This window comes from Chroococcidiopsis thermalis PCC 7203 (assembly GCF_000317125.1).
In the GTDB taxonomy this organism is placed as follows: domain Bacteria; phylum Cyanobacteriota; class Cyanobacteriia; order Cyanobacteriales; family Chroococcidiopsidaceae; genus Chroococcidiopsis; species Chroococcidiopsis thermalis.
On record NC_019695.1, the window covers coordinates 305,802 to 332,333 of the forward strand.

The window sequence follows — 26,532 nt, forward strand, 5'->3', positions numbered from 1 at the left end:
AAATAACAGCTCTAAACTATGTCAAGTCCTCTCCGGCGCTTAAAATTTTTACCGTGGCGATCGCTATTCCTACTTTCTATCCTTGTAACGCTGATTGTTGTCGTTATAGATTTCTTCTTTATTGTCGGCTCTGACTTATCGCCAGCATTAGCACGGATCGTCGGCTTAATGTATGGTGGCAGTTTAGGTGTCATAGTACAATTTGCTGGCGTTGTCGGTGTTGGAGCATTAGCAGTTTACCTGCTAGAAAAATTTTTCGCCAATATAACTGTTAACACTGGCGTGCTGTGGGCTTTGGTGTTGTGTTTGACTCTCTGCTTGTTAGTCAGGTCATTTCTACCCATTCCCGAAAGATTAGTCAGTATATACAACAACGAAATGCAGTTAATTGCTATTGTCATCGGGGTATTTTGGAAAGGTCGTCCTTATTGGCGATAGGACTTGAGGATTTGAGATTGTAGATTATGTAGAGACGTTACATGTAGAGACGTTACATGTAACGTCTCTACATGTAATATCCCTATATTGGGAGGGAAAGTAGTGAAGGTAGGATTTCTCGGGACTGGGTTGATGGGATTGCCGATGGCACAAAGGTTATTAGCTGCCAATATAGAGCTGGTTGCCTACAATCGTACCCCAGAAAAATTAGCTCCGCTCAAATCGGCTGGCGTGGCGATCGCAACTCGTCCAGATGAGGTGTTAGCTGCCTGCGAGTGTATTATTTTGATGTTGACCGATGCTAGTGCTATTCAGGATGTCTTGTTATCTCCAGCTACCCAGCAACACTTGGCGGGACGTACTATCATCCAAATGGGAACTATTACCCCCACCGATAGCAAAGAAATTCAACAAGAAGTAGTTGCTGCTGGAGGCGATTACCTCGAAGCACCCGTACTAGGAAGTATTCCCGAAGCAAAAGCCGGAAAATTGCTCGTGATGGTAGGAAGTTCGCCAGCACAGTTTCAGCAGTGGTTAAGTTTGCTGCAAAACTTTGGTTCCGAACCATTGCATATCGGTGATGTCGGGAGTGCGGCGGCTGTGAAACTAGCACTCAATCAACTCATAGCCTCTCTCACGAGTGCCTTTGCCCTGAGTTTAAGTTTAATCGAGCGTCAGGGAATTGATGTGGAGATTTTCATGCAAATCCTTCGTCAAAGCGCCCTTTATGCGCCCACATTTGATAAAAAATTACAAAGAATGCTCGATCGCAATTACGACAATCCCAATTTTCCCACCAAGCATTTACTCAAAGATACCAATTTATTTATTTCCGAAGCGCGATCGCTAGGACTCAATGTCAATCATTTAGAAGGAGTCCGGCAAATACTAGAAATTGCGATCGATCGAGGCTTAGCCGATACAGATTATTCTGCTTTATATGAGGCGATCGCGCCTTCAGATAATTCATAATTAGACTCCACTTGGAACTGACACATCCACGTCATATTTGTCAGTCATACTAGACCCTAATGCGATCGCAAAATTATCCGCTAGTACCTTACGCTTGTCGGAGGCTAGAGAAATGCTGAAAACGAAAATGATGCGGATGATAATTACGGCTTGTTGTGTAGCAATCTTCATGGCTACTTGGACAAGCACGGCAATAGCGCACCACGGATGGAGCGAATACGATAACAGTAAAACGCTCAATCTGTCAGGAAAAATTCAAGCAATAGGCTACGATAACCCACATGTTGTCTTACAACTGCAAACCAAAGAGCAGTTATGGGAAGCCGTCCTTGCACCACCCTCACGACTGCAAAACCGAGGACTACCACCAAAGCAATTGCAGGTTGGAGAAACGGTTAACGTCGTAGGCTATCCTCACCGTAGCGAGAAAAATGAGATGCGAGCAGAGCAGATTATAGTCGGCGACAAAACTATACCGCTGCGCTAAACAGTATGCTTGAGCATCAAAGCTGGTTGACTTGGCTCCAAGAGAGTGCCTTGTCTGCGGCAATGCGACAGTGGGCGTGGCTCTATCCAGCAGTCGAAATCGGGCATATTATCAGCTTTGCCATTCTAGTGGGAGCGATCGCCATGTTCGACCTGCGGTTGCTAGGCTTTTCTCGCCATTTGCTAGTGACTGACATGGCAGGGCATCTTTTACCCTGGACTTACATCGGTTTTGGCTCCGCCCTCTTGACAGGTTTCCTCTTATTTGCATCTGACGCGGAAGCGATCGCGGCTAATCCTGCCTTTCGTTTGAAACTAGGGGCGATCGCCCTTGCTGGTGTTAATGCAGCTATGTTTCACCTATACTACTCCAGGTCAATTCAGCGGTGGAATCGAGGTATTCGAGCGCCAGTTGGGGTGAGAGCGATCGCGATCTTCTCCCTCTTGCTCTGGGCTGTGGCGATCGTTTGCGGTCGCCTGATTGCTTATATTTGATTCGTCATTGGTCATTGGTCATTTGTTGACTGACAACTGGTCACTGGTCACTGCTCCCTGTTATTAGGCAACCAAACAGTAAAAATAGAACCCTTACCTAAAGTCGATTCAACTTCAATCCGACCTTGGTGGAGTTCGACGAGTTGTTTGGTTAAGGCTAAACCCAGTCCCGTCCCATCGTAATGACGCTGGTAAGGAGAATCGAGTTGTTGGAATTTTTCAAAAATCAGAGGTAAATGTTCTTCAGCAATGCCAATTCCCGTATCTTCTACTTGAATTACGGCAAAGTCGTTTTCGCTCCAAATCCTTAAAATTGCCTCTCCTCCTTCGGGAGTAAATTTAATCGCGTTACTGAGTAGATTCCATAAGATTTGACTAACTCGTTGGGGATCGGCAAACAGCCGATAGTCGGGAGAGATTTTGAGATCGAGCATGATATTAACTGCTTGGCGCGTTGCTCGATCGCTGAGCGATCGCAAGCTAGCTTCCGCTAGTTGCGCTAAAGCAAATTCGCTTAAATTTAAAACTGCCTTGCCTGACTCGAACTGCGTCAGTTCTAAAATGTCGTTGATAAGTGCTAGAAGATGTTCGCCACTATCGTGAATTGTTTGTAGGAACTGACGTTGGCGCTGACTCATTTCTCCTGAGGGCCAACGTAGTAAGGTAGATGACATCCCGATGACACTAGTGAGGGGAGTGCGTAATTCATGGCTCATTGTAGCCAGAAATTCACTTTTAGCGCGGCTAGCTGCTTGAGCTGCAAGTAGAGCATCATGCAATGCTTGTGTCCGCTCGATCACTCTTTGTTCTAGGGTTTGTTTTTCCAGCTTCAACGATCGCATTAACTCTTCTTGATAGATCGCGATCGCTAGTTGTTCCGCTATTCGCCGCAGTAAATTTTTCTCATTTTCCTGCCAAGAGCGCGGTTCGTAGCATTGGTGTGCGATGAGTAAACCCCAAAGTTGTTGCTGAAATACAATTGGAGCGATTAGCTTGGCTCGTACCTGAATTTTCTGCAAAAAGGCAAGCAAGCAAGACGATAAAACATAAGCTTTGTCAACATCTGCGATCGCCAGCGTAAAACCTTGGCGATATTTCTCCCAACACCCAGAAGCGGGAATGAAGCAATTTTCTTCTCGATAATTGAGTACGGAATCAATTGACGCGCTAGCACGGGCTTCGTAGATGACACAGCCGTGAGTGGAGAATTCGGAATTCGGAATAACGCTTCGCTTCGCCTTCGGCTGACGGAATTCGGAATTGAAGATTCCCTGCTCCCTGATAACTGGTAACTGCTCCCCGATCGCTGATTCTTGTTGCTCGAATTGATAAACTACTAGGCGATCGACTTGCAAAAACTCTCGTACTCGTTCTACTACATTTGAGATGATGATCGGTAATTCCAAGCTTTGACGGATCTGAGTCGTCACTTGGTTGAGCAAACGCTCGTGGGCAATTTGTTGGTGCAAAGCCTCTTCTACAGGTTGGCAGACCGAAACAAAAGGGTAAATCGACTCTTGTGCGTCATTTTGGTGCGAGCTTGGGGCTAGCACGGATAGCAACATTAACGTAAATTTCCCTTGAAGGGTAGCGTTGTTGGGTTGAATGACTTGGCTATATCGAGCTAGAGTAGCGCGGGCAAGAGAATTGTCTTCTAAGCAGCCGTTGAGGTGTTGCAAAAATTGGGCGATCGCTGCTGGCTCAAATGTTAATTTGACGTTGAGTAATTCGGAGTTTCGCTCTTGCAGTGTAACGTAAGCTTCTGTACCAAGTTCCGAATTGACTGAGTTTAAAATTATTGACTCTTTGAGTGTAAGTTCTTCTTGCTGTCTCCTATCTCCTGTCTCCTGTCTTCTTTCTGCTACTAGCAAAGCGCTAAATTGTTGTGACACGACTAATGTAAACAGATCTGTTGCTTCAGGTCGTGTCGGAATTGAAACCAGTGCTTCTTCTGTAACTATCAAAGCCTCATTTCCCAATTCTTGAGCCATCTGTTGAAGAAGTTGCCCTAATTGCTGAAAAATTGTCAGGGGCAAAAGTTGATGGAAGCTCAAGTCCTGAGAACTAGACATTTTCGCAGATTGAGATAGATAAGATTTGGATGATAGGCTAAGAAAGTTTTCCCATGCAGCTTAACCACTAGTCTAAGCCGAACAGAGAGTTATATGCATCGTATCAGTACCACCCCTGGAGATTGGAATCCTCAAATTGATGGTGTCGTTTTGTTTGCCCAAACTCCAGCTCCTTTGGTATTGCTTACTGCTACCGATACCGATATTCAAACTTTGGCAGCAGCAGCGACTAAATTACCGATGGGCTTTCCTACTTTTCGAGTTGCTAATTTGCTGCAATTACAGCAACAGATTGTTATAGATACTTATGCAGAAGACGTTTTAGAAAAAGCTCAAGTTATTATACTACGGCTTTTGGGGGGACGATCGTATTGGTCTTATGGTTTAGAAGTGGTGCGGGAAACAGCACGGCGGACTGGTGCAGCACTGATAGTTATCCCAGGAGATGACGCGATCGACCCCGATTTAATCGCACATTCGACTGTTCCGTTAGCAGTGGGAGATCGACTGTGGCGATACTTTCTAGAAGGTGGAGTAGAAAATGCCGTCAATGCGCTGCTATTCACTGCCGATTTCTGCCTTCATACTTCATACAATCCTCAACCTCCGCAGGTGGTTCCGCGTGTGGGGCTATATGGGTGGAAGGGAGTCGGAGACAAAATTCAAAATTCAAAATTCAAAATTCAAAATGGGGACAAGGGGGACAAGGGGGACAAGGGAGCTAGTAGTGAGCAACCAATTACCAATTACCAATTACCAGCTACCAATTACCAACTACCAATTACCAACTACCAATTACCAAAAATTGGCATTCTGTTCTACCGCGCTCACTATTTAGCAGGTAACACGGGTGTAATTGACGATCTTTGTCAAGCATTAGTAGCTAGAAATCTATTACCAGTACCAGTTTTCGTTTCTTCGCTGCGCGATCCACAAGTGCAAGCAGATGTCCTATCTTACTTCCAGCCTAAAGATGAGGCAAAAATTCAAGTCTTATTAAATACAACGAGTTTTTCTCTGACACGTATTTTTCCGACTCCCGAACGCCAGTTCGCAAGAGCGGGGGAAAATGAGCAAGCGACTGGCTCCTCTCGACTCCCGACTGCCGCTAACTTGTGGCAACAACTAGATATACCAATACTGCAAGTTATTTTTAGTAGCAGTTCAAGTTCAACCTGGGAGACAAGTTCTCAAGGGCTATCGCCACGGGATATCGGCATGAATGTGGCACTACCAGAAGTGGATGGGCGCATTATTAGCCGTGCTGTGTCGTTTAAAGCAGTACAGAGCTGGAATACAGCTCTAGAGACGAATGTAGTCGTTTACGAGTCGGTGCGCGATCGCCTTGAATTTGTTGCTGAACTAACTCAGCGTTGGGTGCAGATGCGTTCTCGTCCGCCAGCAGCACGCAAAATCGCTCTCATTTTGGCAAACTACCCCAATCGTGACGGACGTTTGGCAAACGGAGTTGGATTAGATACTCCTGCTAGTTGTATAGAAATTCTCAAATCTTTACAACAAGCGGGATATCAAGTAGAAAATCTACCGCAAACTGGAGACGAACTGATCCAACGCCTGACATCTGGAGTCACAAACGATCCTGATAGTCAGTGGCGATCGCTTCCACAGCAATTGAGTTGGCAAGAGTATCAACAATATTTTGCCACCCTTCCCGAAGCAGCGCAGCAGGAGATTGTCAATCGGTGGGAGAAGAGAGCTGAGGGAGCTGAGGGAGTAACAACCAATTACCAACTACCAACTACCAATTGCCAATTACCAATTCCAGGCATTCAACTCGGTAACGTCTTCGTGGGGATTCAACCAGCACGGGGATACGATCGCGATCCGGCATTAAATTACCACGCGCCTGACTTAGAACCACCGCATACTTATTTGGCTTTTTATTATTGGCTGCGACAGCATTTTGGTGCTGATGCGATCGTACATGTAGGCAAGCACGGTAATTTGGAATGGCTCCCAGGTAAAAGTGTGGCGCTATCAAGTCAGTGTTATCCTGAAATTGCTTTGGGTGCTATGCCCCATTTCTACCCGTTTATCGTCAACGATCCTGGGGAAGGTTCGCAAGCAAAACGCCGCGCTCAAGCAGTGATTATCGACCATTTAACGCCTCCCATGACGCGGGCAGAACTCTACGGAGCGCTACACCAATTAGAAAGTTTAGTTGACGAGTATTACGAAGCTCAAAGTCTAGATCCGACTCGATTGCCAGCCATTAGCGATCGCATTTGGCAATTAATTGTTCAGGAAAATTTACACTTAGACTTGGGCATGAAGCGGGAGTCGGGGGGAAAGAGAGCTGAGGGAGCTGAGGGAGAAAAACAACCAACAACCAACAACCAACAACCATTAACCATTAACCAACTCGACGGTTATTTATGCGAACTCAAAGAAGCTCAAATTCGCGATGGTTTGCATATATTTGGACAATGCCCGCAAGGAGAACAATTACGAGATTTAATTGTAGCGATCGCCCGTCAACCTAATTCCTACCAGCCAGGAATCACTCGCGCAATTGCTCAAGCCTGGGAATTAGATTTCGATCCCCTCACGACAGATTTCAGCACTCAACTTTCAGAGACAAGCGCTCGAATTTTATCAGCAAAAACTCAAACACCCTGTCATATAATCGGCGATGCGATCGAAGTGTTAGAACAGTATGCGGCTGAGTTGGTGGAAGTATTGATTGGGGAATCGGGAGTCGGGAGTCGGGAGTCGGAGAAAAGAGCTGCTCTTGAGCTGGGGAGGCTCTCGGGAGCTGAGGGAGAAAAAACCCAATTACCAATTACCAATTACCCATTACCCATTACCAATACCTTAAATTGGATTCGCGATCGCCTCTTACCCGCTTTAGCACAAACTCCACAGGAAATTACCAATTTATTACGTGGTTTAGATGGGCGATACGTTCCTAGTGGGGCATCGGGTGCGCCGACGAGAGGTCGTCCAGAAGTATTACCGACGGGAAAAAATTTTTACTCGGTGGATATCCGCGCCATTCCGACAGAAACAGCTTGGGACATCGGACGTAAAGCAGCTGAAGCTTTAATCGAACGCTACACGCAGGAAAACGGAGAATATCCCAAAACTCTTGGTTTGTCGATTTGGGGAACTTCTACCATGCGGACTGGGGGAGATGACATTGCTGAGGCGTTGGCTTTGCTGGGAGTGCGTCCGGTATGGGATGGGGTTTCTCGGCGGGTGGTAGATTTTGAAATTGTGCCTCTATCGGTGTTGGCGCGTCCGCGCGTGGATGTGACTTTAAGAATTTCTGGTTTTTTCCGCGATGCTTTTCCTAATTTAATCGATTTGTTTGATAGTGCCGTTATTGCCGTGTCGCAGTTGGACGAACCAGCAGAGCAAAATCCGCTTGCTGCCAAAGTGAAACACGAAACCCAGTTTTGGTACTCAGCAGGATTGACACCCGAACAGGCAAAAGAGCGATCGCTTTACCGTGTTTTTGGTTCTAAACCAGGGGCTTATGGAGCTGGGTTACAAGGATTAATTGAAGCGCAAAATTGGACGGGCGATCGCGATTTAGCTCATGCTTATATCAATTGGAGTTGCTACGCTTATTCCCGTAATTCAGAAGGACGAGCCGCCCCAGAAGCGTTCGAGCAACGTTTGGGTGAAATGCAAATTGTCTTGCACAACCAAGACAATCGCGAACACGATCTGCTCGATTCTGACGATTACTATCAATTTCAAGGTGGTTTAACTGTTGCCGTGCGCGCCGTTCGCGGTAAAAATCCTCAGACATATTTTGGTGACAATTCTATTCCGGCAAACCCTCGCATTCGTGATTTAAAAGAAGAAATTGCCAAGGTATATCGTTCCCGCGTCGTTAATCCGAAATGGATTGCTGGGGTGATGCGTCACGGTTATAAAGGGGCTTTTGAAATGGCAGCAACAGTAGATTATTTATTTGCCTACGATGCTACAGCTCATTGCGTTGAAGATTATATGTATCAAGGCATTGCCGAAGCTTATTTATTCGATCCAGCTATCCAAGACTTCGTGCAGCAAAAAAATCCTTGGGCATTGCGAGATATGGCAGAAAGGTTAATTGAAGCCAAGCAGCGAGGATTGTGGCAAGTGACACCAGAGATTATAGATAAGTTACGAGCGATCGCCCATCAAGCAGAAGGAGCGATCGAAGAAAATTAAAAGCGTTGCACTAGCTGTTTTATCGTCTTTTTCATCGTCCGTAACGGATCGATCTGTATTGCCCAAATAACACTGGATAAGGCTTGGGATTTTTGCCCCATCCGATAGGACATTAGGGCGTGATCGTAGACAAAATTTGCAAACATCTGCGGATGAGCGCGAAAAATTGCCTGATGCTTGTCAATCAAACGTTGAAAACTTTCCTGACGCAATTTTGTATTGCGGGACACTCGCGCCCCTGGATGCTCGTAAAGTTGATAGGTAACGATGGGTAAACCCAAGATCGAACAGACGGGATTCAGCCGCAAAAAAAGCTCGGTATGGACGCGGGAACGAAACGTTTCATCCCAGCCTCCTATCTGTAAAATGACATCCCGTTCCACTACTAGAGTTTGTTTTGTGTTGTAAGATTTGCCTGGTTCCAAAACTTCTAGAGCAAAATGACAGCCACGGGGACGACTGGGAGGCGGAAGGCGAGTTTCTAGAGTTTTCCCGCTATCATCAACCACGTCGATCCCAGAAATAACGCCGACAGGTGGAGGTAAAGTTGCTTTGGCGATCGCCTCTAAGGATACAACTGCCATTTCGGGTAAAAGACAGTCATCGTCATCTAAATAGGAAATCCAGCGCCCCTGCGCCGCTTCCGTACCCACGTTCCGCGCCCCCGCACCCCCACGAGGGGTAGATAGACGAATGATTCGCAAACGCGGATCTGCTGGTAAATCCACCGGTTGAGTCGAAGCATCGTCCACGACAATCACTTCAAGATCTGTCATGGTTTGCGATAAAGCACTTTGCACTGCACGCGGTAATAGTTGCGGGCGATCGCGTGTCGGTATGATAATACTGAGTTTTGGCATCTTAGTTTGTAGAAAAAATCAATGCTTCCATCCATTCCCAAGAGATAAAAACTCGTTCTCCCTCTTTGTAGGGGCTAGTTCCGCGTCGTCGCAGTTCCATGACATGAAAATTGAGTCCGATCGCCTGAACTAAATAACTCGTAGCATAACCGAGATATTGACTTTGAATAATTGTGGCTGCATGACCAATATTGGCGTGATTTAGGCAAATATTTTCTGGACGCACGACTAATCGTACTGCATTACCAGGAGAAATCGCTGCGGTCGTTCCTTCAACTACTGTTCCTTCAACTACTGCTGTCTCACCAATTTGCACTCTTCCCCGATTACCATCTACGCTTAACAACATGCCATCGAGAAAATTTGCCCGTCCGATAAATTCAGCTACATATAAATCGGCAGGCTGTTCGTAGACTTCTAAAGGCGTGCCGACTTGTAATAGCTTGCCAGATTTCAAAATTGCTATGCGATCGCTCAAAGCTAGGGCTTCTTCTTGGTCGTGGGTGATATAAATAAAACTAATTCCCGTCTGACGTTGGAGTTGTTTCAATTCCTGCCGCAGTTCCATCCGAATTTTGGCATCCAAAGCTGAAAGCGGTTCGTCTAAAAGTAATACGTCAGGGCGATCGACAATTGCCCGTGCTAAAGCTACCCGTTGTTTTTGTCCGCCGGAAAGTTGAGCAGGTAGCCTCTGCGCCATTTCTGCGAGTTGGACGAGTTTCAAAGCTTCCGTAACTCGTTGGCTAATTTCTGCCACAGGCGATCGCTTTGCCTGCAAAGCATAACCTACATTCTCAAATACCGATAGGTGGGGAAACAAGGCGTAGTCCTGAAACACCGTATGGACGTTACGTTTATAGGCAGGCAGACGACTCACATCTTTGCCCCCAATGTAAATACAGCCAGTATCGGGGGTTTCAAAACCGCCAATCAGCCGCAATAAAGTTGTTTTTCCCGAACCAGAAGCCCCCAGCAGCGTGAAAAATTCTCCTTGCTGCACGTCGAGACTGACAGACTGCACGGCTTGGACTTTGCCGTAAATCTTACTGACGTTTTCTAAAGCAACTTGGATCACGATTCAGTAAGTCAAAAGTGAAAAGTCAAAAGTCAAAATTGTAAAACTCACTGGATTTGAACATGGGAGTTGGGATTTGTGTTTCAAAAATATTACTCTATCAATGAGTTGGTAGCTGGAATGGCAATAACAGAGACAATTCTTTCGTTGTCCTTAATATCGCGGAGGCGATCGCCCGTACCTTCTTTGCCCCACTTGCCTATTTTATCTACAGGTAGGCGCACGATCCGTTGATTGCTGGTAAGCAAAGCGACCTCACTTACTGTTGCCGATACAATTCCTGCCAGCCGATCCGATTTGCTGCTAAAAGCTAAAGCTTGAGTTGGAATATCGCCGCGATTGCCTTGACGCAATACATGGGCGGGTATTCGCTTCGCATATCCTTCTTGGGTGACGAGCAACAAATTAGTTTTGAGATCGTCTATTGCCACTCCGCCAACCATTTCTTCTTGTTTTCGCAGCCGCAAGCCTTGCATTCCCATTGCCGTGCGTCCTAGAATTGGCAATTGCTCGTCATCTATACCAAACCTTAACAGCCTACCTCCCGCTGAAGCGAGGATCAAAAATTGTCCTGGTTCGATCGGTTGCACGCCTAACAAGCGGTCTTCATCCTTGAACTTCACCACTGTCAAACCGCGATTGGTCAGATTTTGTAACTCCGATGCAGCTAAGCGCTTCACTCGTCCTAATTGAGTCATGAACAGCGCTTGGATGTTTTCTGTTTCTGCGGGTAATAGCAGTTGAGTCACAATACTTTCCGTACCGTTAGCAGCCGATCCTGGCAGCAAACCAATCAATGGCGTACCCCGTAGCGATCGCCCGCTACTAGGAGGAATATCGCCCACCTGCAACGGGTAAACCTTTCCACCACTGGTAAACACGACTAAATTCTCATCTGTCTTAGCGGTTGTGGTTTGAATCACAAAGTCATTTTCCATCAAACCGTTGTCTGACTTCGGCTTCCTTCCTGGCTTATTACCATTAACAGCTAACCTTCTGACATACCCTTTTTGGGTAAACTCTAAAGCAACTTCTTCAGAATTCCGAATTCCGAATTCCGAATTCGGAATTGATGAGCTTTTCTTGCTCTGTTCTTCTGCTTCTTGAGTGCCAATGCGAGTCCGGCGAGAGTCGGCAAATTTACGTCTGAGCGATCGCAAATCTTTTTTCAATGCTTTTAATAACTCGTGGCGATCGCTTAACAACCGTCGCAAAGTTTGAATTTGTTCGCTGAGAGATTCAAATTCAGTTTGCAGGTTCTTTTGTTCCAAACCCGTCAAGCGACGCATGGGCATTGCTAAGATTGCATCGGCTTGGGCTTCGCTCAATTGCAACTCATTTTGCAGGGTGATTTTAGCCGTACTACCATCGCTTGCCTGCCGCAAAATTGTAATGACTTCATCCAAATGGGATAAAGCTGTCAGCAACCCTTCTACCAAATGCGCGCGACTTTCGGCGCGATTTAAGTCGTGAGTGTAGCGCCGAATCAGAGTTTGTTCGCGGAAATTTAAAAATTCCTGTAATAGCTGTCTTAAGGAAAGTTGACGCGGTTGTTGATCTACTAAAGCGAGGAAAATTGCCCCAAAATTTGTTTGCAGGGAAGTGTGATGGTACAACTGGCGCAAAACAACCTGCGGATCGGCATCTCGTTTGAGTTCTATCACTACCCGCATCCCTTGGCGATCGCTTTCATCTCGCAAGTCGCCAATGCCCTCAATCCTACCCTGATTAACTAATTCTGCGACTTTTTCGATCCAACCTGCTTTATTAACTTGATAGGGTAATTCTGTCACGACGATTGCTGTCGTGCGGCGCGATCGCTTGACCCCAGTTTGAATTTCTTCAATTTGAGCAATCCCTCTGATGGTAATACTACCCCGTCCAGTGGTGTAAGCTTCGCGAATTCCCGTACTGCCAATAATTTCGCCCCCAGTGGGAAAGTCGGGTCCAGGGATTAACTCAAATAGCTTGTCGTCTGATAATTCTGGTTGGTCGATCAGCGTAACTAAACCATCGATGATTTCTCCCAAATTATGGGGAGGAATATTTGTCGCCATCCCCACAGCAATTCCTGACGCACCGTTGAGCAATAAAAACGGTAGTTGAGCTGGTAATACGACTGGTTCTTGTTGGGAATTGTCGAAATTGCCGATAAAATCAACTGTTTCTTCGCCAATTTCAGTCAGCATCGCCTCATTCCCAACTGGTGCGAGGCGAGTCTCGGTGTAACGCATTGCTGCTGGTGGGTCGTTATCTACCGAACCGAAGTTACCGTGTCCCGCCAGCAAGGGATAGCGGCTGGAAAAGTCTTGTACGAGACGGACTAAAGCATCGTATACCGCTTGGTCGCCGTGGGGATGGTACTTACCGAGTACGTCACCTACTACCCTGGCGCATTTACGATAAGGGCGATCGGGAGTTAAACCCAATTCATGCATGGCATATAAAATTCGTCTGTGAACTGGTTTTAAGCCATCACGTACGTCTGGTAATGCCCGCCCTACAATTACGCTCATGGCATATTCCAGATAAGACCGTTGCATTTCTGTATGCAGGGCTGTGGGAATCACCTGTCCCGCTGGGAGAAGGTTTAATTGTTTTGCCATGAGTGATGTTTCCTACTTGATAACGACAAACGCCAAAAATTTAATAGTATCTTTACAAAGCTTACCCTCAGCATCCTAATTTATTTGCTTACAAAAAGATACTAATAGTAGCCGATGAGTAATTCCCAGTATTATTCTGGATTAGCGACGATCGCGCTTAGATTTCAATCTACCCACTCCTGTTTTTTCGCTTTAAGTATGCAATTCTACTAAAGGAAAATTTTATTCGTACCTTAACAACAGCCAGAGAATGCTGTCATAGCTTACGTCCGCTGTCAATTTAATATGCAATCTCCTGTAACAAAGTTATGATGAAAACCGTTTTGATTGTAGAGGATGACCCTATAAATGCTCGCGTTTTTGCCAAAATTTTGACAAAACGTGGTGGCTTAGAGACAAAGCATACGGAAAATGTAGAAGAGGTCATGGAGATTGCGACATCTGGACAAGTCGATATTATTTTGATGGATGTTTCTCTTTCGCGCAGCGTTTATCAGGGTAAAGCCGTGGATGGGATCAAGATTACCCAAATGCTAAAGTCAAATCCGCAAACTGCTAAGTTACCAATTATCCTCGTCACAGCCCACGTTATGGAAGGCGATCGCGAAAACTTTCTGCGCCAAAGCGGTGCAGACGGTTACATTTCAAAACCAGTCGTGGATCACCAGCAGTTTGTCGAACAAATTTGGGCGATGCTGCCGAAAGAATAGGGAGTAGGGAGCAGGGAGCAGGGAGTGAGTTGCAGTCCTTGAACTCTCTGTTTTTTATCTTAATACAGATGTACTAATTCAGGATGTGAAAACAAACCGCGAAGGCGCTGGGCGATCGCGGTGGTGAAGAAAGGAAAAGGTGTGCTTTCGTTACAACAGGTTAACTTGTGAAAGCGAGTGGCTACTACTCAGGAGTCACTAATCACTGGTCACTGGTAACTGGTAACTGGTCACTGACATTAGCACTTCTCTAGCAGCGGCTAAAGTCTGCTCTACATCCGCATCGGTGTGAGCTAAAGAGGTAAAGCCAGCTTCAAATTGAGAAGGCGCGAGATAGATTCCTCGCTCTAACATCCCGCGATAGAAACGGCTGAATTTGATTAAATCTGCCTTTTTAGCGTCTTCGTAATTATGTACTGGTCCTTCGGTAAAGAAGAAACCAAACATCCCGCTAATTTGCCCGCCACAAGCGGCGTGTCCTGTTTCTTTGGCAACTTGCAGCATTCCATCAGCTAACTTTTTCGTGATGCGATCGAGCGCTTCGTATGTCCCAGGCTTTTGCAGCAATTCCAAAGTTTTAATCCCTGCTGTCATTGCTAGGGGATTACCAGAAAGCGTTCCAGCTTGATAGACAGGACCTGCTGGGGCAATCATAGACATGATATCTTTGCGTCCGCCGTAAGCGCCTACAGGCAAACCGCCACCGATAATTTTACCCAACGTAGTTAAGTCAGGGGTGATGCCAAATCTCTCTTGAGCGCCACCGTAGGCAATCCGAAAGCCTGTCATGACTTCATCAAACACGAGCAACGCACCGCGATCGCGGGTAATTTCTCGCAATCCTTCCAAAAAGCCTGCGTCGGGAGAAATAAAGCCAGCATTACCGACAACTGGCTCTAAAATGACACCAGCAATTTCATCGGGGTTTTCTTCAAATAATGCTTTGACCGTTTCTAGATCGTTGTAAGGCGCAGTCAGAGTATTGCTGGTAGCAGACTTAGGTACACCTGGAGAATCCGGTAAGCCGAGGGTAGCAACCCCAGAACCAGCTTTCACCAGAAACATATCGGCATGACCGTGATAGCAGCCTTCAAACTTGATAATCTTATCTCGTCCTGTAAAAGCTCGCATCAAGCGCAGGACTGCCATACAAGCTTCCGTACCGGAGTTGACGAAGCGTACCATTTCAATGCTAGGGACGGCATCAATCACCATCTCCGCTAGCACGTTTTCCAAAACAGAAGGCGCACCGAAGCTCGTACCTTTTTCTAAGGCGGCGTGTAAAGCAGCGATCACCTCTGGATGAGCGTGTCCGCAAATGGCGGGACCCCAAGTCCCGACATAATCGATGTATTTATTGCCATCGACATCCCAAATATATGCCCCCTCAACGCGATCGAATACGATCGGCTGTCCGCCTACAGATTTAAAAGCTCGGACTGGAGAACTAACGCCCCCGGGCATGAGTTTCTGAGCAGCGGCAAAAATCTCTTCTGATTTGGTGGTTTTAATGCTGGTATTAACCAAGGTTCTCTCCTAAGTTGAATATTAAAACTCTGTCTTTTGGGGTTTGTGGGTTCAATTCAAAACACCTAAGGTAATAAATTACACGATAAAAAAAGAATAAAATTATGTTATACCGAACCAATCAAGATTTACCTGCGGAAATCCGCGATCGCTTACCTGAAGCAGCACAAGATTTGTATCGAGCTGCTTATAATTCAACCATTCAATGGTATGGAGAAACAGCACAAGCTCATAAAGCAGCTCTAACTGCCGTAAAGATCTATTCTGCCAGAAATTTAGTCACAAGTGTTTAATCATTCAGTGGTGAGTGGTGCGTGGTGGGTGAAACACTCTAACTCCCAACTCTTCCAGCCAGCGATCGCTGCTGGCTGAGAACTGACAATCAATAACTGACAATCAACAACTGATAATAGATCGGCAGTGGTATCTTGAATTGAGTATGCCACTGTCGATCGTGTCAGGGTTTTTATATGTCCTCCAATCCAGAATTAAATTCTTTTGCTCAAGCTATTCCGCTGGACAAAATTCGCTATGACGAACGCGGATTAGTACCAGCCATCGTCCAGGACTATTTAGACGGTACGGTGTTGATGTTGGCGTGGATGAATCGCGAGTCGTTGCAAAAAACTTTGGAGACTGGCGAGACTTGGTTTTGGAGTCGTTCCCGTACAGAACTATGGCATAAAGGAGCGACATCAGGACACATCCAAAAAGTGCGATCGCTCCGTTACGATTGCGATAGCGATGCAATTCTCATCAGTGCCGAACAAATCGGTGATATTGCTTGCCATACAGGGGAACGGAGTTGTTTTCACCGCGAAGATGGACAGATTGTTCCACCACCAGCAGACACTCTGTCTCAATTATTTGCCATCATTAGCGATCGCCGCGATAATCCTCAAGAAGGTTCTTACACTTGCAAGCTCTTAGCAGGGGGAGACAATAAAATTTTAAAGAAAATTGGCGAGGAGTCGGCTGAGGTAGTGATGGCATTTAAAGACGACGAACCAGATGCGATCGCGGGGGAAGTAGCAGATTTGCTATACCATACTTTAGTCGCCCTAGCACATCACCACGTTGATTTGAAAGACGTTTACCGCAAACTCCAACAGCGCCGCCGCTAATCAGTTACCAGTTACCAGTTACCAGTTACCAGTGAAGTTCAATTTACGACTTTCCAATTACCAATTACCAATTACCATTTACCATTTACCAACACCCCACACCCTATTCGTTGATTAAGCAGTTTTCCACATTCCCATTCTCGTTCTTGCCGCAGTGACAAAAGCGTGAAAGATCCGATATTGGGATGAATCTTGAATAGACATTTCAGGATGCCATTGTAGCGCGATCGCCCAAGGATGATTTCCGTGTTCTAAAGCTTCGATGACTCCATCCGGTGCTTTTGCCGCAATCCGCCACTCAGAGGGAATAGTACCAACTGCTTGATGATGCCAAGAAACGACAGGTACTTCTAACGTACCGACAATTTGGGCTAAGTGAGTATCTGGAGCAATTTTTACAGTATGCTCAGTTGAAAGCGCTTGGTCAGCTCGATGGGCTATAACTTCGCCAAACTCATCGGGTAAGTGAGGAATCAGGCTGCCACCAGTAGCTACCACTAGTATTTCTAAGCCGCGACAAATACCCAAAATTGGTATTTCAGTAGCCAAAGCCAATTGCGCTAGAGAAATTTCCGAGCGATCGCGTTCTGGGTCGATATTGTAAATCGTAGGATGACACACCCCATTATACATGTCGGGATCGATATCACCTCCACCAGAGAAAACTAAACCATCTAACTGAGCAAACATAGCAGCGAGGTTAGGTTCTCCCGCTGGAATTAGTATCGGTACACCTCCTGCCGAGCGTATTGCTTCCACATAAAATTTAGATAGAGAGAAATTGCCTGTAAGCATCTGTCCCGATGTGGTGATGCCAATCAGAGGCGGTTGAAACTTCATCTTACGTTTTAGTTTAAGTACAATCGCAGCATTTTGCTATTCTGCCATCCCTTTTGCTATTTTGCCCGATCGCAGCGAGTAGGTTGGTAACGCTGCCTACTTCTACTGCTAACTTTAAATACTTTCCCATTCGTCGCGACTAATACCTGCTTCAGCTAAAATCTGAGCCAGCAACCCTTTACTAATGTCACCTCTATGAGGGTTAGGTATTCGTAGGCGCAGGGTTCCTTATTATCATGAATTGGTGTTTTTTGCCTGAATAAGATCCATCAAAACCTAAAGCACGCAAGCAGGTAATTAAGTCTTTGCGGCTAATTGGTCCAAAAAGAGGCATCAAGCAGCTTCCTTTTTAAAAGAAAGATCGATATCATCTAGCACGGGAAGCTGATGTCCAAGCTGTAACCCCAAAAGAATCCAGCCTTCTAAAACCTCTTGTAGCTCGTCTCGGCAAGCTTCTAGAGTTTCTGCATTTGCCCACACACCTTGACAATCAGGAATTCTACCGTAAAAAGTTCCATCTTCTAGCAACTCATATGTTGCTTGATGCATTGCAGTTTCAATATATTTTATCAGCATCTGTCTTACTCAAACAATGTATCTAAATCTCAGTAGCCACTAACCACTTGCTCAACCTCAATCATGTTTATAGACAGCTTAGCTGTAGGGTGGGCAATGCCCACCACAAAATTAAAACTCGGCACTCAATGGCGCACGCGGGAAGGGAATGACATCGCGAATATTGCCCATACCCGTCATAAATTGGACTAACCTTTCAAACCCCAAACCAAAACCAGCATGAGGCACAGTACCATAACGGCGCAAGTCTAAATACCACCACAAATCGTCAGGATTGATATCTTGAGCTTGCATCCGTTTTTCTAAAACTTCTAACCGTTCTTCCCGTTGAGAGCCACCAATAATTTCGCCAATCTTAGGCGCGAGAACGTCCATAGCACGAACAGTTTTATCGTCATCGTTTACCCGCATATAAAAGGCTTTAATCTGCTTGGGATAATCGGTAACGATAACCGGCTTTTTAAATAATTCTTCTGCTAAGTAGCGTTCGTGTTCCGATTGTAAATCCAATCCCCACTCAACCGGATATTCAAAGGTTTTTGTGGCTTTTTCTAACTGCGCGATCGCCTCTGTATAAGTAATTCGTTCAAATTGGTTGTTGATAATATTATCAGCCGTTGCCAACACAGAATCATCAATTCGCTGATTGAAAAATTTCATATCTTCTGGACAAGTTTCCAAAACATATTTGAAAATATGCTTTAAAAACGCTTCTGCTAAATCCATATTTCCCACTAAATCGCAAAAAGCCATTTCTGGCTCCACCATCCAAAATTCTGCTAAATGTCGAGATGTATTAGAATTTTCTGCCCGAAATGTAGGACCAAATGTGTAGACGTTGCTAAACGCCATCGCCATGACTTCAGCTTCTAATTGTCCGCTGACAGTTAAAAAAGCTTGTCCGCCAAAAAAATCTTGGCTGTAATCGATTTTGCCGTTTTCAGTCTGCGGAATCTTTTTCAGATCCAAACTCGTAACTGTAAATAGTTCCCCCGCGCCTTCGCAATCGTTACGGGTAATCACAGGGGTGTGAACCCACAAGAAACTCCGTTCTTGAAAGAACTGATGGATTGCCGTCGCACAGGCGTTACGGACGCGAAAAACTGCCCCTAACGAATTGGTACGCGATCGCAAATGTCCGATTGTCCGCAAAAATTCAAATGAGTGGCGTTTTTTCTGCAATGGGTATGTTTCGGGATCGGCATCACCGAACACTTTTACGGTTTCGGCTTGCAATTCAATTCTTTGCCCTTTACCTTGCGAAGGCACTAGCACCCCGCTAATTTCCACCGAAGCGCCTGTATTAATCTGCTTCAGAGTTGCTTCGTAGTCTGGCATTTCCGCCTTCAGTACCGCTTGCAAACTTGCCAGGGACGATCCATCGTTCACTTCTACAAACGCAAACCCTTTTAAATCGCGTTTGGTGCGTACCCAACCCTGAACTGTCACAGACTCATCTGATTGTCCGTTGCGTAAAATTTCAATAATGCGTCGCTTCATAAAAGGGAGTAGGGAGTAGGGAGTAGGGAGTAGGGAGTAGGGAGTAGTGGGTAGTCAATCGTTTTAACCGTTCATTTTTGACTTTTGACTTGCCGATTACCCATTACCAATTACCCATTACCCAGTACATGACTTTAATATCCAGCCTACAATAACTCCTAAGCCACCGAAGCGGACAGCTTGCCAGAAAGGGGCTTTCAGGCTTCCCCAAGAAAATAATTGGCTTTCGAGGTTGACTTCTATAGTTTCTAGTTGTGCTTGAATTTGCTTTAGTTCTGCCTTTAACTGTACTTTTGAGTGTGGCGATCGCGATCGTTCGATGTCTCGCTTAACCTGTTTTAATTGCTGCTGGAGTTCTGCTTGCTGCTGTTTGTCTTGTTTTACTTGAGCGTAGCGTTGTTTCAGGGCAACAAGCGATCGCTCAACTTCGGCGATCGAGTTTTCCAACTCATCCTCTGATGGTGCAGGTGATTCTGATGGCTGTGGCGGTTGCATCGATATTTGTTAGATTAGCGATCGAAACTAATATGCCCACCAGTATGCTTCAACCTACCAAGTTGGATCGAAAATCATCGTTAAGCGAATTTAGCACGCAGGAACTAGCCCAAGCTTTGCTGGAAAGGTTGTCAATTTCCCCTGATGAGTGGCACAAGCTTAAGTCTAATCGTAAAGCTAGAGCCAACGAACAAGCAGCGGCGGCGATCGTCTTTTTACTTAAAGACCAACCAGAAGAAGCATTACCAAGGTTACAACAGGCAGTTGGCTGGTTAGATCGCTCGATCTCTGCTCCACCTTGCCCTACTCATCAAAAAGGGGTGAGGAGTGAGGAGTGAGGGAGAAAGAACCAGGAGACAGGGTAGACAAGGGGGACAAAGGAGCTTCTTCAGGTGCAGGGGAGCAGAGGAGAAATTTCTGAGGTTTTCCGACTTCCAAATTTTGAATTTTGAATTTTGAATTCCCCTCGCTCCTCGCTCCTCACTCCTTGCCCCTAATTAAGCATAGGTAAACGGAAGCGGCTACCCATTTGCTTACCAAGTCTGAGTTCTGTTCCGGCTGCGTTCCAAATTACGCGATCGAAGATTTTATATAGAATACAAGTACCGCGACCGTTTTCCGATTCTGTTGAAGGCAAATACGCTTCAGGATCGAGAGTGTCGCACTCACAGCAAGGACGCTCAAAACCGCAACCTTGATCGGAAATAATCCACCAGTAATGGTCGTCCGTGTAAGAAAATCGGACGATGACAACCTTACCGGGATCTAGCTTGTTCCCGTGTTTAGCTGCATTAACTAGTGCTTCCTGCAAACCCAGGCGTAGTTCTGCTTGCAACCGACACGGTACTTCTGCTAAGAGTAAATCGAGGATAGAACACAAATAGAGCGTAGAGGCAAAGCTAATCGTACTCCAGTTACGCCCAACTGGACGCGATGAGATAGTAATCACTACAAAAAACTCCGTAGCTTCCGGCTATTAATGACACGAACTTGCTGAGCGACAAACATAACGAATTAACAAACGCTAGGTACGATTTACTTCGTTTGTGTGCAGTCAAAGCAAACGTTGCTGACGTGCAATAGCTGAAAGAACTACTGCGAAGCTGTAAAAAACTTGTGCGTACGATCTGCGATCGCCACTCCATATAGACAACCAATCGAGCGAATCCAGCCTTTCTTCCTCAACAGCATATAGCCCCTTGGATATCTGCCAACCTTCAAAAACAACAGCCAACCTTATATATGCGTTATATATGCGTTGACTGTATTTTCACTTGAATTGTATTGATCGAGATTAAAATTGGCAGCTGCCTCTTAATCAATATTAGCATCTTTGTTATCTTCTATCCTACACATTTATGCGGATCTATCGTAATTATACCTAATAGGGGAGTTGGTAATGGGTAATGGGTAATGGGTAATTGTTATCAGTAGCTAGTGGCTGGTGGCTAGTGACTAGAAATTCTTCCTTGTCTTCCTTGTCTCCCTTGTCCCCCTTGTCCCCCTTGTCCTCCTTGTCCCCCTTCGCCCCCTAATCCCCACTCCCTTCGGTCGCGGGGACCCCTTGTCCCCCTTGTCCCCCTTGTCCCCCTTGTCCTCCTTGTCCCCACACCCCACACCCTACACCCCACTCTCCCTCTCCAAGAAGGCTGCACACTCCACATGGGCGGTTTGGGGGAAAAAGTCGGCTGGTTGGACTCTGGTAAGGCGGTATTTGCCATTTTGACAGAGTAATTTTAAATCGCGGGCAAGGGTGGCGGCTTTACAACTGACGTAGACGATCCGCTGCGGCTGGGTTTGCAGCAGGGTTTCGATGACGGCGCGATCGCATCCTTGGCGGGGTGGATCGAGCAGTACAATATCTGGAGTGGTTTCGAGTTGGGGAAGCAGTTTTTCGACTTCTCCGACTTGAAATGTGGTGTTGGTAATCTGGTTGAGTCGGGCGTTGTTTTGGGCTTGTTCAACGGCGGCGGATTGAACTTCTAAACCGATTGCTTGTTGCACTTTTTGGGCTAGCGGTAAGGTTAACGTGCCAATGCCGCAGTATGCATCTACTAAGATTTCGTCACCTTGTAAATTCAGGTGTTGAGTAATTTCCTGCAACAGGGCTTCAGCCGCCTCCGTATACACTTGAAAGAATGTATCGGGTAGCACATGAAACTTTAAATCCGCAAAAATTTCTAGTAGATACGGGTGTCCGGCAATACATCGGGTTTCACTGCCAAAAATAACGTTGGTGCGATCGCTTTGGCGATTTAACGAGACTCCGACTAGCTGCGGATACCTGTCTAACCATTCCTGCGCCTGGGCTTCAATTCCAGGTAAGTCCCAATCTTTTACTACCAGAGTTAGCAGCATTTCTCCTGTACGGCGACCAATTCGTAAGGCTAAATGGCGTACTTGTCCTCTGTGGTGTTTTTCGTCATATACCCGCCATCCCCGCTGTTGAATGTCTTGTTTGACTTCTGCTAGCAGAGGGTTGAGGCGAGGATCTTGGACGGGGCATTGATTTAGGTTAATTAACTGATGGCTGCCTTTTTGGTAGTAGCCTGCTTGGATTTGTCCTGTAGCCGATTTTCCCACGGGATATGTAGCTTTGTTACGATAACCGAGATCGGCATTCCCTGTTAAAACAGCATCGACAGGGGGATTAACAAAGCTGCCAATTCGTTCTAATGTCTGGATAACTTGATGGCGCTTGGCTTCCAGTTGATGTTCGTAGGCGATATGCTGCCACTGACAGCCGCCGCATTTATCAGCTACGATGCAGCGCGGACGAATGCGATCGCTAGAAGATTCGAGGAGTTCTTGGAGTTTACCGTAGGCGTATTGCGGCTTGACACGCACCAAACGCACCTTAGCGCGATCGCCTGGGGTCGTATCGGGAATGAAAACAACCCTACTGTTGACACGCCCCACCCCATCACCACTATCATTTAAGTCGGTAATGGTTACTTCTACTAAGTCGCCCTGTTGCCAGCGGTCGGGAGTGCGATCGATCATGTTTTGTAAATTTTGTCCCCTTGTAACAGACATAACTGAAAAGATCCCTTTATTTGGGGGACATGAAATCGCTAAACTACAAATGATATTCTGACTCATTACCTATAATCATGAGTGTAGTAAGCCAAGTTATTCTCAAAGCCGATGATGAGCTGCGCTATCCCAGCGCTGGCGAACTCGAAAACATTAAAAACTTTTTGCAAACAGGCATACAGCGGATGCGCATCGCCGCAACCCTAGCCGAAAACGAAAAGAAAATCGTTCAGGAAGCAAGTAAAAAACTGTGGCAAAAACGTCCTGACTTTATCGCCCCTGGTGGAAATGCCTATGGCGAACGTCAGCGGGCGCTGTGTTTGCGGGACTACGGCTGGTATCTGCGTCTAATTACTTATGGCGTGCTAGCTGGGGATAAAGAGCCGATTGAAAAGATCGGTTTGGTCGGTGTCAGAGAAATGTATAATTCTCTGGGCGTTCCCGTTCCTGGTATGGTTGAGTCAATTCGCTGTTTGAAGAATGCTTCTTTGTCTCTATTGAGTGCGGAAGAAGCAGCAGAAGCAGCACCTTATTTTGACTATATCATTCAGGCGATGTCATAGTTTTTGAGTTTGCTAAAGTAGCTCAAATTTGTTTTGGTTTAATATCAGCAAATGTCTCCCCACTCTTGGTAGTGACTGTGGCAGGTTTTATGTCAGGTTGCTAGCAAGTGGTGGGGAAACTTTTTTTATTTGTTTTGGAGTCGCGATAGGTATGATTTTAAAATTTCAATGTTTCCTGGTGGAGCAGTGACTGTATTAGGATCGTTTTTTATTCTCAAGTAGTGTTCTTGTAAAGCAGCTTTGCGAATGCTGTCGTGTTCTTCTCCTACGTGTTCTAGGGCAAAGTCTATCAGTTCCTCGTTTGTCATTTGCTGAAGTTGCGATTTAAATTTCTCAGACATATTTTCTACTTGCATAGATTTAAGCTATTAATGTCACGCAAAGACGCAAAGGCGCAAAGAAATGTATAGATTTTTCTAGTGATGAGAAGTAAAGATCGTATGGGCAATGCTCATCCTAACTATTAGTTGTAGATACTTACTAGCCTTCAGAAGATAAGCTTGAGTGGGATAATTTAGTTGCGAAAACTCAACCTAAACTGATTGCTGCTGCTAAACGGGCTAGACAAGAGATTGCTGAAGGATTAGCACAGCCTTTAGATTACGACAAGCTATGATTACGATCGCTTTTTCCAATAAAAATTTTGATTGAATTCAATTTAGCTATCGCAATCTACACCATAACTTGTAGGGGCGCACAGCTGTGTGCCCCTACGAAACCGATTTAACGCATATCGTAACCGAACAAATTTGGATCGACTTCTCCTAGTTGCAAATCTGCCAAACCATATTCACTCCAACGCCTTTCTACCATTGCTGCTACATTAGGATCGGATTCTAAAGGTGCGCCCCATTCATGTTCTGTTTCAGGGGGAATTTTGGTAGTTGCATCAATTCCCATGCGTCCGCCTAAACCAATTTTCTCGCTGGCGAAATCGAGGCTATCGAAGGGTGTATTGGGCAAAATAAACACATCTCTGGTAGGGTCAACTTTAGAACTAATTGCCCATACTACCTGACGCGGATCGCGAATATTGATGTCCTTATCCACCACAATCACGAATTTAGTATAAGTGAATTGAGGTAAGGCACTCCAAAAAGCTAGAGCTGCCCGCCGCGCTTGCCCAGGGTAAGCTTTATCAATGGAGATAATCGCGGCTTTGTAGCTTAAAGCTTCCATTGGGAGGAAGAAATCGACAATTTCAGAAACTTGTTGCCGCAGAATAGGAGTATAGATCCGATTGAGCGCGATCGCCATCATTGCTTCTTCTTTTGGCGGACGACCGCTAAATGTGGTCAAATAAATTGGATCTTGGCGGTGAGTCATGCAGTGGAAACGCACCAAGGGCGAATCTTCCAATCCACCGTAATAACCCATATGATCGCCGAAAGGACCATCGGGTAAAACTTCCCCTGAGGTAATGGTTCCTTCTAAGACAAATTCGGAGTCGGCGGGAACTTCTAAATCTACGGTTTTGCACTTTGCTAAGTTCACTCCAGAACCGCTATAAAGTCCGGCGAACAGCCATTCTGATAAATCGACAGGGATAGGAGTAGCCGCCGCCATGATAATTAAAGGATCTACACCAAGGGCGATCGCAATTTCTAATTTCTTACCTTTTTCTGCGGCTTTACGCAAATGTCTTGCCCCACCCCGTACCGATAACCAATGTACGGTCATCGTGTTACGCGATTGTAGTTGTAAGCGATACACGCCGACGTTAGGCGTACCTGTCTCGCAATCTTTGGTAATGACTAAACCCAGCGTGATAATTTTGCCTGCATCCCCTGGATAGGGACGGATTAGGGGAAGTTTATTTAAATCGAGTTCGTCGCCTTGAATCACGACTTGCTGACAAGCGGGAAAAAAGTCTCTTCCTGGTTTGGCTTTGACAACATCAAATAACACCTTGCCAAATTCTACCGCTTGAGAAATCTTCTTCGGTGGTTTTGGCTGTTGCAGCATACTCAGCTTTTTCCCCAGTTCTTCTAATTCTTGGGGTGTCTGCATGTTCATCGCCCAGCAGATCCTTTCTACCGTCCCCATCAAGTTAACTGCTACGGGATGGGGCGAACCTTTGACGTTCTCGAACAATAAACCAGGACCACCTTGTTGTAACATCCGGTTAGAAATCTCGGCAATTTCTAAATCGGGATCGACTAATGCGGTAATTCGCCGCAATTGTCCTCTTTCTTCTAGAAGTTTGATGAATCCCCGCAAATTTCTCATATGGAAAGTGAGTAGTGAGTGGTGAGTGGTTGTCTGTTGGTCTGCGATCGCACCTCCCACTATTATTTATAATTATGAGAAAATATGACAAATCGAGCGAGAAATATCTGGCGATCGCTTACTGTGGCTTTATGTGTTGTTTTAATAGTAAGGTAAGTTCTTCCTTACTAATTTCACCTTGAGCTACTTGTAGTACTATTTGGTAGGCTTGCTCATCAGAAAAGCTTAAATTGCAGCCATTTAAACGCAAAAACGCTTCCATTGCACCAAAAGCAGTACGCTTATTGCCATCTAGAAATGGATGATTTTTGGCAATATGATAGAGATAAGCAGCTGCTTGTACGTGAATCGTAGGATGCAGTAACTCACCAAAGAAAGTTGCTTTTGGTTGGAAGATGGCAAATTCAAGTAAGCCTTCATCTCTGATACCAGGCAGACCACCAAACTGTTCGAGTAAAATTTGGTGAATAATCAAAATATCATTTAGTTCTAAAAATTCAGGATTCTGCAAGGCGACGGTAAACCTCCTGACGTTCTTCAAGAGAAACTAAGAAAGCTTGTACTGCCTTGCTATGATTTGTTTCCGACTTTCGCTTCAGTGAGTAGATCGATTCTAAAATTGCCTGCAACTGAGGTTCGCTGAGGGAATCAATTTCTTGGATAATTTTTTCTCTGGTATTCATTTTGCGATTGGTAAGTGGTAATTGATAATTGGTAATTGGTGATTTTCACTTTTGTCATTT

28 protein-coding genes are annotated in these 26,532 nt (G+C 45.6%); 10 read left to right on the top strand and 18 right to left on the bottom strand.

Annotation, left to right across the window (positions count from 1 at the left end; all coding sequences use genetic code 11):
• The first annotated feature begins 18 nt into the window (after window positions 1-18).
• Together CHRO_RS01335 and CHRO_RS01340 are read left to right on the top strand one after the other, a co-directional pair.
• Entirely contained in the window at window positions 19-438 is a 420-nt protein-coding gene (locus CHRO_RS01335; protein ID WP_015152375.1) for a hypothetical protein, read from the top strand.
• Between the two features lie 102 nt (window positions 439-540).
• Window positions 541-1,410: an NAD(P)-dependent oxidoreductase gene (locus CHRO_RS01340; protein ID WP_015152376.1), complete on the top strand. Its 870-nt coding sequence runs from the start codon at window positions 541-543 to the stop codon at window positions 1,408-1,410.
• Here the strand turns inward: CHRO_RS01340 and CHRO_RS31475 are convergent, their stop codons facing one another.
• Window positions 1,411-1,581 (bottom strand): hypothetical protein, encoded by a 171-nt coding sequence (locus tag CHRO_RS31475; RefSeq protein WP_181245437.1) that lies wholly within the window; start codon window positions 1,579-1,581, stop codon window positions 1,411-1,413. It lies immediately after the preceding gene.
• Here CHRO_RS31475 and CHRO_RS01345 point away from each other — a divergent pair.
• Both CHRO_RS01345 and CHRO_RS01350 read left to right on the top strand, forming a co-directional pair.
• On the top strand, window positions 1,580-1,897 hold the full coding sequence (locus CHRO_RS01345) for a DUF6152 family protein (protein WP_199197539.1): 318 nt from the start codon (window positions 1,580-1,582) through the stop codon (window positions 1,895-1,897). The two genes, CHRO_RS31475 and CHRO_RS01345, sit on opposite strands and share 2 nt — an antisense overlap.
• Window positions 1,898-1,902: 5 nt before the next feature.
• A complete protein-coding gene (locus tag CHRO_RS01350) occupies window positions 1,903-2,391 on the top strand; it encodes a hypothetical protein (protein ID WP_015152378.1) in 489 nt (162 codons plus the stop codon).
• A 47-nt stretch (window positions 2,392-2,438) separates the two neighbouring features.
• Here the strand turns inward: CHRO_RS01350 and CHRO_RS01355 are convergent, their stop codons facing one another.
• Window positions 2,439-4,463: a GAF domain-containing sensor histidine kinase gene (locus CHRO_RS01355; RefSeq protein ID WP_015152379.1), complete on the bottom strand. Its 2,025-nt coding sequence runs from the start codon at window positions 4,461-4,463 to the stop codon at window positions 2,439-2,441.
• Between the two features lie 93 nt (window positions 4,464-4,556).
• Between CHRO_RS01355 and cobN the strand changes: the two genes are divergently transcribed.
• Window positions 4,557-8,648, top strand: coding sequence for a cobaltochelatase subunit CobN (cobN, locus tag CHRO_RS01360; protein ID WP_015152380.1), 4,092 nt, complete (start codon window positions 4,557-4,559; stop codon window positions 8,646-8,648).
• Here the strand turns inward: cobN and CHRO_RS01365 are convergent.
• The 3 genes from CHRO_RS01365 to gyrA form a co-directional block, all read right to left on the bottom strand.
• Window positions 8,645-9,508 (bottom strand): glycosyltransferase family 2 protein, encoded by an 864-nt coding sequence (locus CHRO_RS01365; RefSeq protein WP_015152381.1) that lies wholly within the window; start codon window positions 9,506-9,508, stop codon window positions 8,645-8,647. The genes cobN and CHRO_RS01365 overlap by 4 nt on opposite strands.
• A gap of 1 nt (window position 9,509) precedes the next feature.
• The gene (locus CHRO_RS01370; RefSeq protein ID WP_015152382.1) at window positions 9,510-10,583 is read right to left on the bottom strand and encodes an ABC transporter ATP-binding protein; all 1,074 of its coding nucleotides are present in this window, start codon (window positions 10,581-10,583) and stop codon (window positions 9,510-9,512) included.
• Between the two features lie 92 nt (window positions 10,584-10,675).
• A complete protein-coding gene (gyrA, locus tag CHRO_RS01375) occupies window positions 10,676-13,189 on the bottom strand; it encodes a DNA gyrase subunit A (protein ID WP_015152383.1) in 2,514 nt (837 codons plus the stop codon).
• A 311-nt stretch (window positions 13,190-13,500) separates the two neighbouring features.
• Here gyrA and CHRO_RS01380 point away from each other — a divergent pair, with 311 nt between their 5' ends.
• Window positions 13,501-13,899, top strand: coding sequence for a response regulator (locus CHRO_RS01380; RefSeq protein ID WP_041462315.1), 399 nt, complete (start codon window positions 13,501-13,503; stop codon window positions 13,897-13,899).
• 198 nt (window positions 13,900-14,097) lie between these two features.
• On the opposite strand, the gene hemL is transcribed toward CHRO_RS01380, so the two are convergent.
• Complete coding sequence (gene hemL, locus CHRO_RS01385; protein ID WP_015152385.1) at window positions 14,098-15,426, bottom strand: glutamate-1-semialdehyde 2,1-aminomutase; 1,329 nt, start codon at window positions 15,424-15,426, stop codon at window positions 14,098-14,100.
• Between the two features lie 104 nt (window positions 15,427-15,530).
• On the opposite strand from hemL, the gene CHRO_RS01390 reads away from it, so the two are divergent.
• Window positions 15,531-15,719: a ChaB family protein gene (locus CHRO_RS01390; protein WP_015152386.1), complete on the top strand. Its 189-nt coding sequence runs from the start codon at window positions 15,531-15,533 to the stop codon at window positions 15,717-15,719.
• On the opposite strand, the gene CHRO_RS31480 is transcribed toward CHRO_RS01390, so the two are convergent.
• Window positions 15,720-15,872 carry a hypothetical protein gene (locus CHRO_RS31480; RefSeq protein WP_158631846.1) on the bottom strand — a complete coding sequence of 51 codons (153 nt, stop codon included), beginning with the start codon at window positions 15,870-15,872 and terminating at the stop codon, window positions 15,720-15,722.
• Window positions 15,873-15,896: 24 nt separating this feature from the next.
• Here CHRO_RS31480 and hisIE point away from each other — a divergent pair, with 24 nt between their 5' ends.
• The gene (gene hisIE, locus CHRO_RS01395) at window positions 15,897-16,550 is read left to right on the top strand and encodes a bifunctional phosphoribosyl-AMP cyclohydrolase/phosphoribosyl-ATP diphosphatase HisIE (RefSeq protein ID WP_015152387.1); all 654 of its coding nucleotides are present in this window, start codon (window positions 15,897-15,899) and stop codon (window positions 16,548-16,550) included.
• A gap of 114 nt (window positions 16,551-16,664) precedes the next feature.
• On the opposite strand, the gene CHRO_RS01400 is transcribed toward hisIE, so the two are convergent.
• From CHRO_RS01400 to CHRO_RS01415, 4 genes are all read right to left on the bottom strand, one after another.
• Entirely contained in the window at window positions 16,665-17,390 is a 726-nt protein-coding gene (locus CHRO_RS01400; RefSeq protein WP_015152388.1) for a gamma-glutamyl-gamma-aminobutyrate hydrolase family protein, read from the bottom strand.
• Window positions 17,391-17,723: 333 nt separating this feature from the next.
• Window positions 17,724-17,966, bottom strand: coding sequence for a type II toxin-antitoxin system HicB family antitoxin (locus tag CHRO_RS01405; RefSeq protein ID WP_015152390.1), 243 nt, complete (start codon window positions 17,964-17,966; stop codon window positions 17,724-17,726).
• 111 nt (window positions 17,967-18,077) lie between these two features.
• Window positions 18,078-19,466 carry an asparagine--tRNA ligase gene (gene asnS / locus CHRO_RS01410; protein ID WP_015152391.1) on the bottom strand — a complete coding sequence of 463 codons (1,389 nt, stop codon included), beginning with the start codon at window positions 19,464-19,466 and terminating at the stop codon, window positions 18,078-18,080.
• Between the two features lie 117 nt (window positions 19,467-19,583).
• On the bottom strand, window positions 19,584-19,961 hold the full coding sequence (locus CHRO_RS01415; protein WP_015152392.1) for a sll0565 family protein: 378 nt from the start codon (window positions 19,959-19,961) through the stop codon (window positions 19,584-19,586).
• A gap of 44 nt (window positions 19,962-20,005) precedes the next feature.
• Here CHRO_RS01415 and CHRO_RS01420 point away from each other — a divergent pair, with 44 nt between their 5' ends.
• The gene (locus CHRO_RS01420; RefSeq protein WP_015152393.1) at window positions 20,006-20,299 is read left to right on the top strand and encodes a DUF6439 family protein; all 294 of its coding nucleotides are present in this window, start codon (window positions 20,006-20,008) and stop codon (window positions 20,297-20,299) included.
• 155 nt (window positions 20,300-20,454) lie between these two features.
• On the opposite strand, the gene CHRO_RS01425 is transcribed toward CHRO_RS01420, so the two are convergent.
• The 3 genes from CHRO_RS01425 to rlmD form a co-directional block, all read right to left on the bottom strand.
• Window positions 20,455-20,910, bottom strand: a complete 456-nt coding sequence (locus CHRO_RS01425) for an ATP-binding protein (protein WP_015152394.1) — start codon at window positions 20,908-20,910, stop codon at window positions 20,455-20,457.
• A 499-nt stretch (window positions 20,911-21,409) separates the two neighbouring features.
• Window positions 21,410-21,592, bottom strand: coding sequence for a hypothetical protein (locus tag CHRO_RS31055; protein WP_181824252.1), 183 nt, complete (start codon window positions 21,590-21,592; stop codon window positions 21,410-21,412).
• Window positions 21,582-22,997: a 23S rRNA (uracil(1939)-C(5))-methyltransferase RlmD gene (rlmD, locus tag CHRO_RS01430; protein ID WP_015152395.1), complete on the bottom strand. Its 1,416-nt coding sequence runs from the start codon at window positions 22,995-22,997 to the stop codon at window positions 21,582-21,584. Before rlmD ends, CHRO_RS31055 begins: the two co-directional genes overlap by 11 nt.
• A gap of 77 nt (window positions 22,998-23,074) precedes the next feature.
• On the opposite strand from rlmD, the gene CHRO_RS01435 reads away from it, so the two are divergent.
• Window positions 23,075-23,560 (top strand): allophycocyanin subunit alpha-B, encoded by a 486-nt coding sequence (locus tag CHRO_RS01435; RefSeq protein WP_015152396.1) that lies wholly within the window; start codon window positions 23,075-23,077, stop codon window positions 23,558-23,560.
• A gap of 125 nt (window positions 23,561-23,685) precedes the next feature.
• Here CHRO_RS01435 and CHRO_RS01440 read toward each other — a convergent pair whose 3' ends face one another.
• From CHRO_RS01440 to CHRO_RS01455, 4 genes are all read right to left on the bottom strand, one after another.
• Window positions 23,686-23,868 carry a hypothetical protein gene (locus CHRO_RS01440; protein ID WP_219336055.1) on the bottom strand — a complete coding sequence of 61 codons (183 nt, stop codon included), beginning with the start codon at window positions 23,866-23,868 and terminating at the stop codon, window positions 23,686-23,688.
• 415 nt (window positions 23,869-24,283) lie between these two features.
• A complete protein-coding gene (locus tag CHRO_RS01445) occupies window positions 24,284-25,789 on the bottom strand; it encodes a UbiD family decarboxylase (RefSeq protein ID WP_015152398.1) in 1,506 nt (501 codons plus the stop codon).
• A 118-nt stretch (window positions 25,790-25,907) separates the two neighbouring features.
• On the bottom strand, window positions 25,908-26,300 hold the full coding sequence (locus CHRO_RS01450) for a type II toxin-antitoxin system death-on-curing family toxin (RefSeq protein WP_015152399.1): 393 nt from the start codon (window positions 26,298-26,300) through the stop codon (window positions 25,908-25,910).
• Window positions 26,287-26,472, bottom strand: a complete 186-nt coding sequence (locus CHRO_RS01455; RefSeq protein WP_015152400.1) for a hypothetical protein — start codon at window positions 26,470-26,472, stop codon at window positions 26,287-26,289. The genes CHRO_RS01450 and CHRO_RS01455 overlap by 14 nt, the downstream gene beginning before the upstream one ends.
• Between the last annotated feature and the right edge of the window lie 60 nt (window positions 26,473-26,532).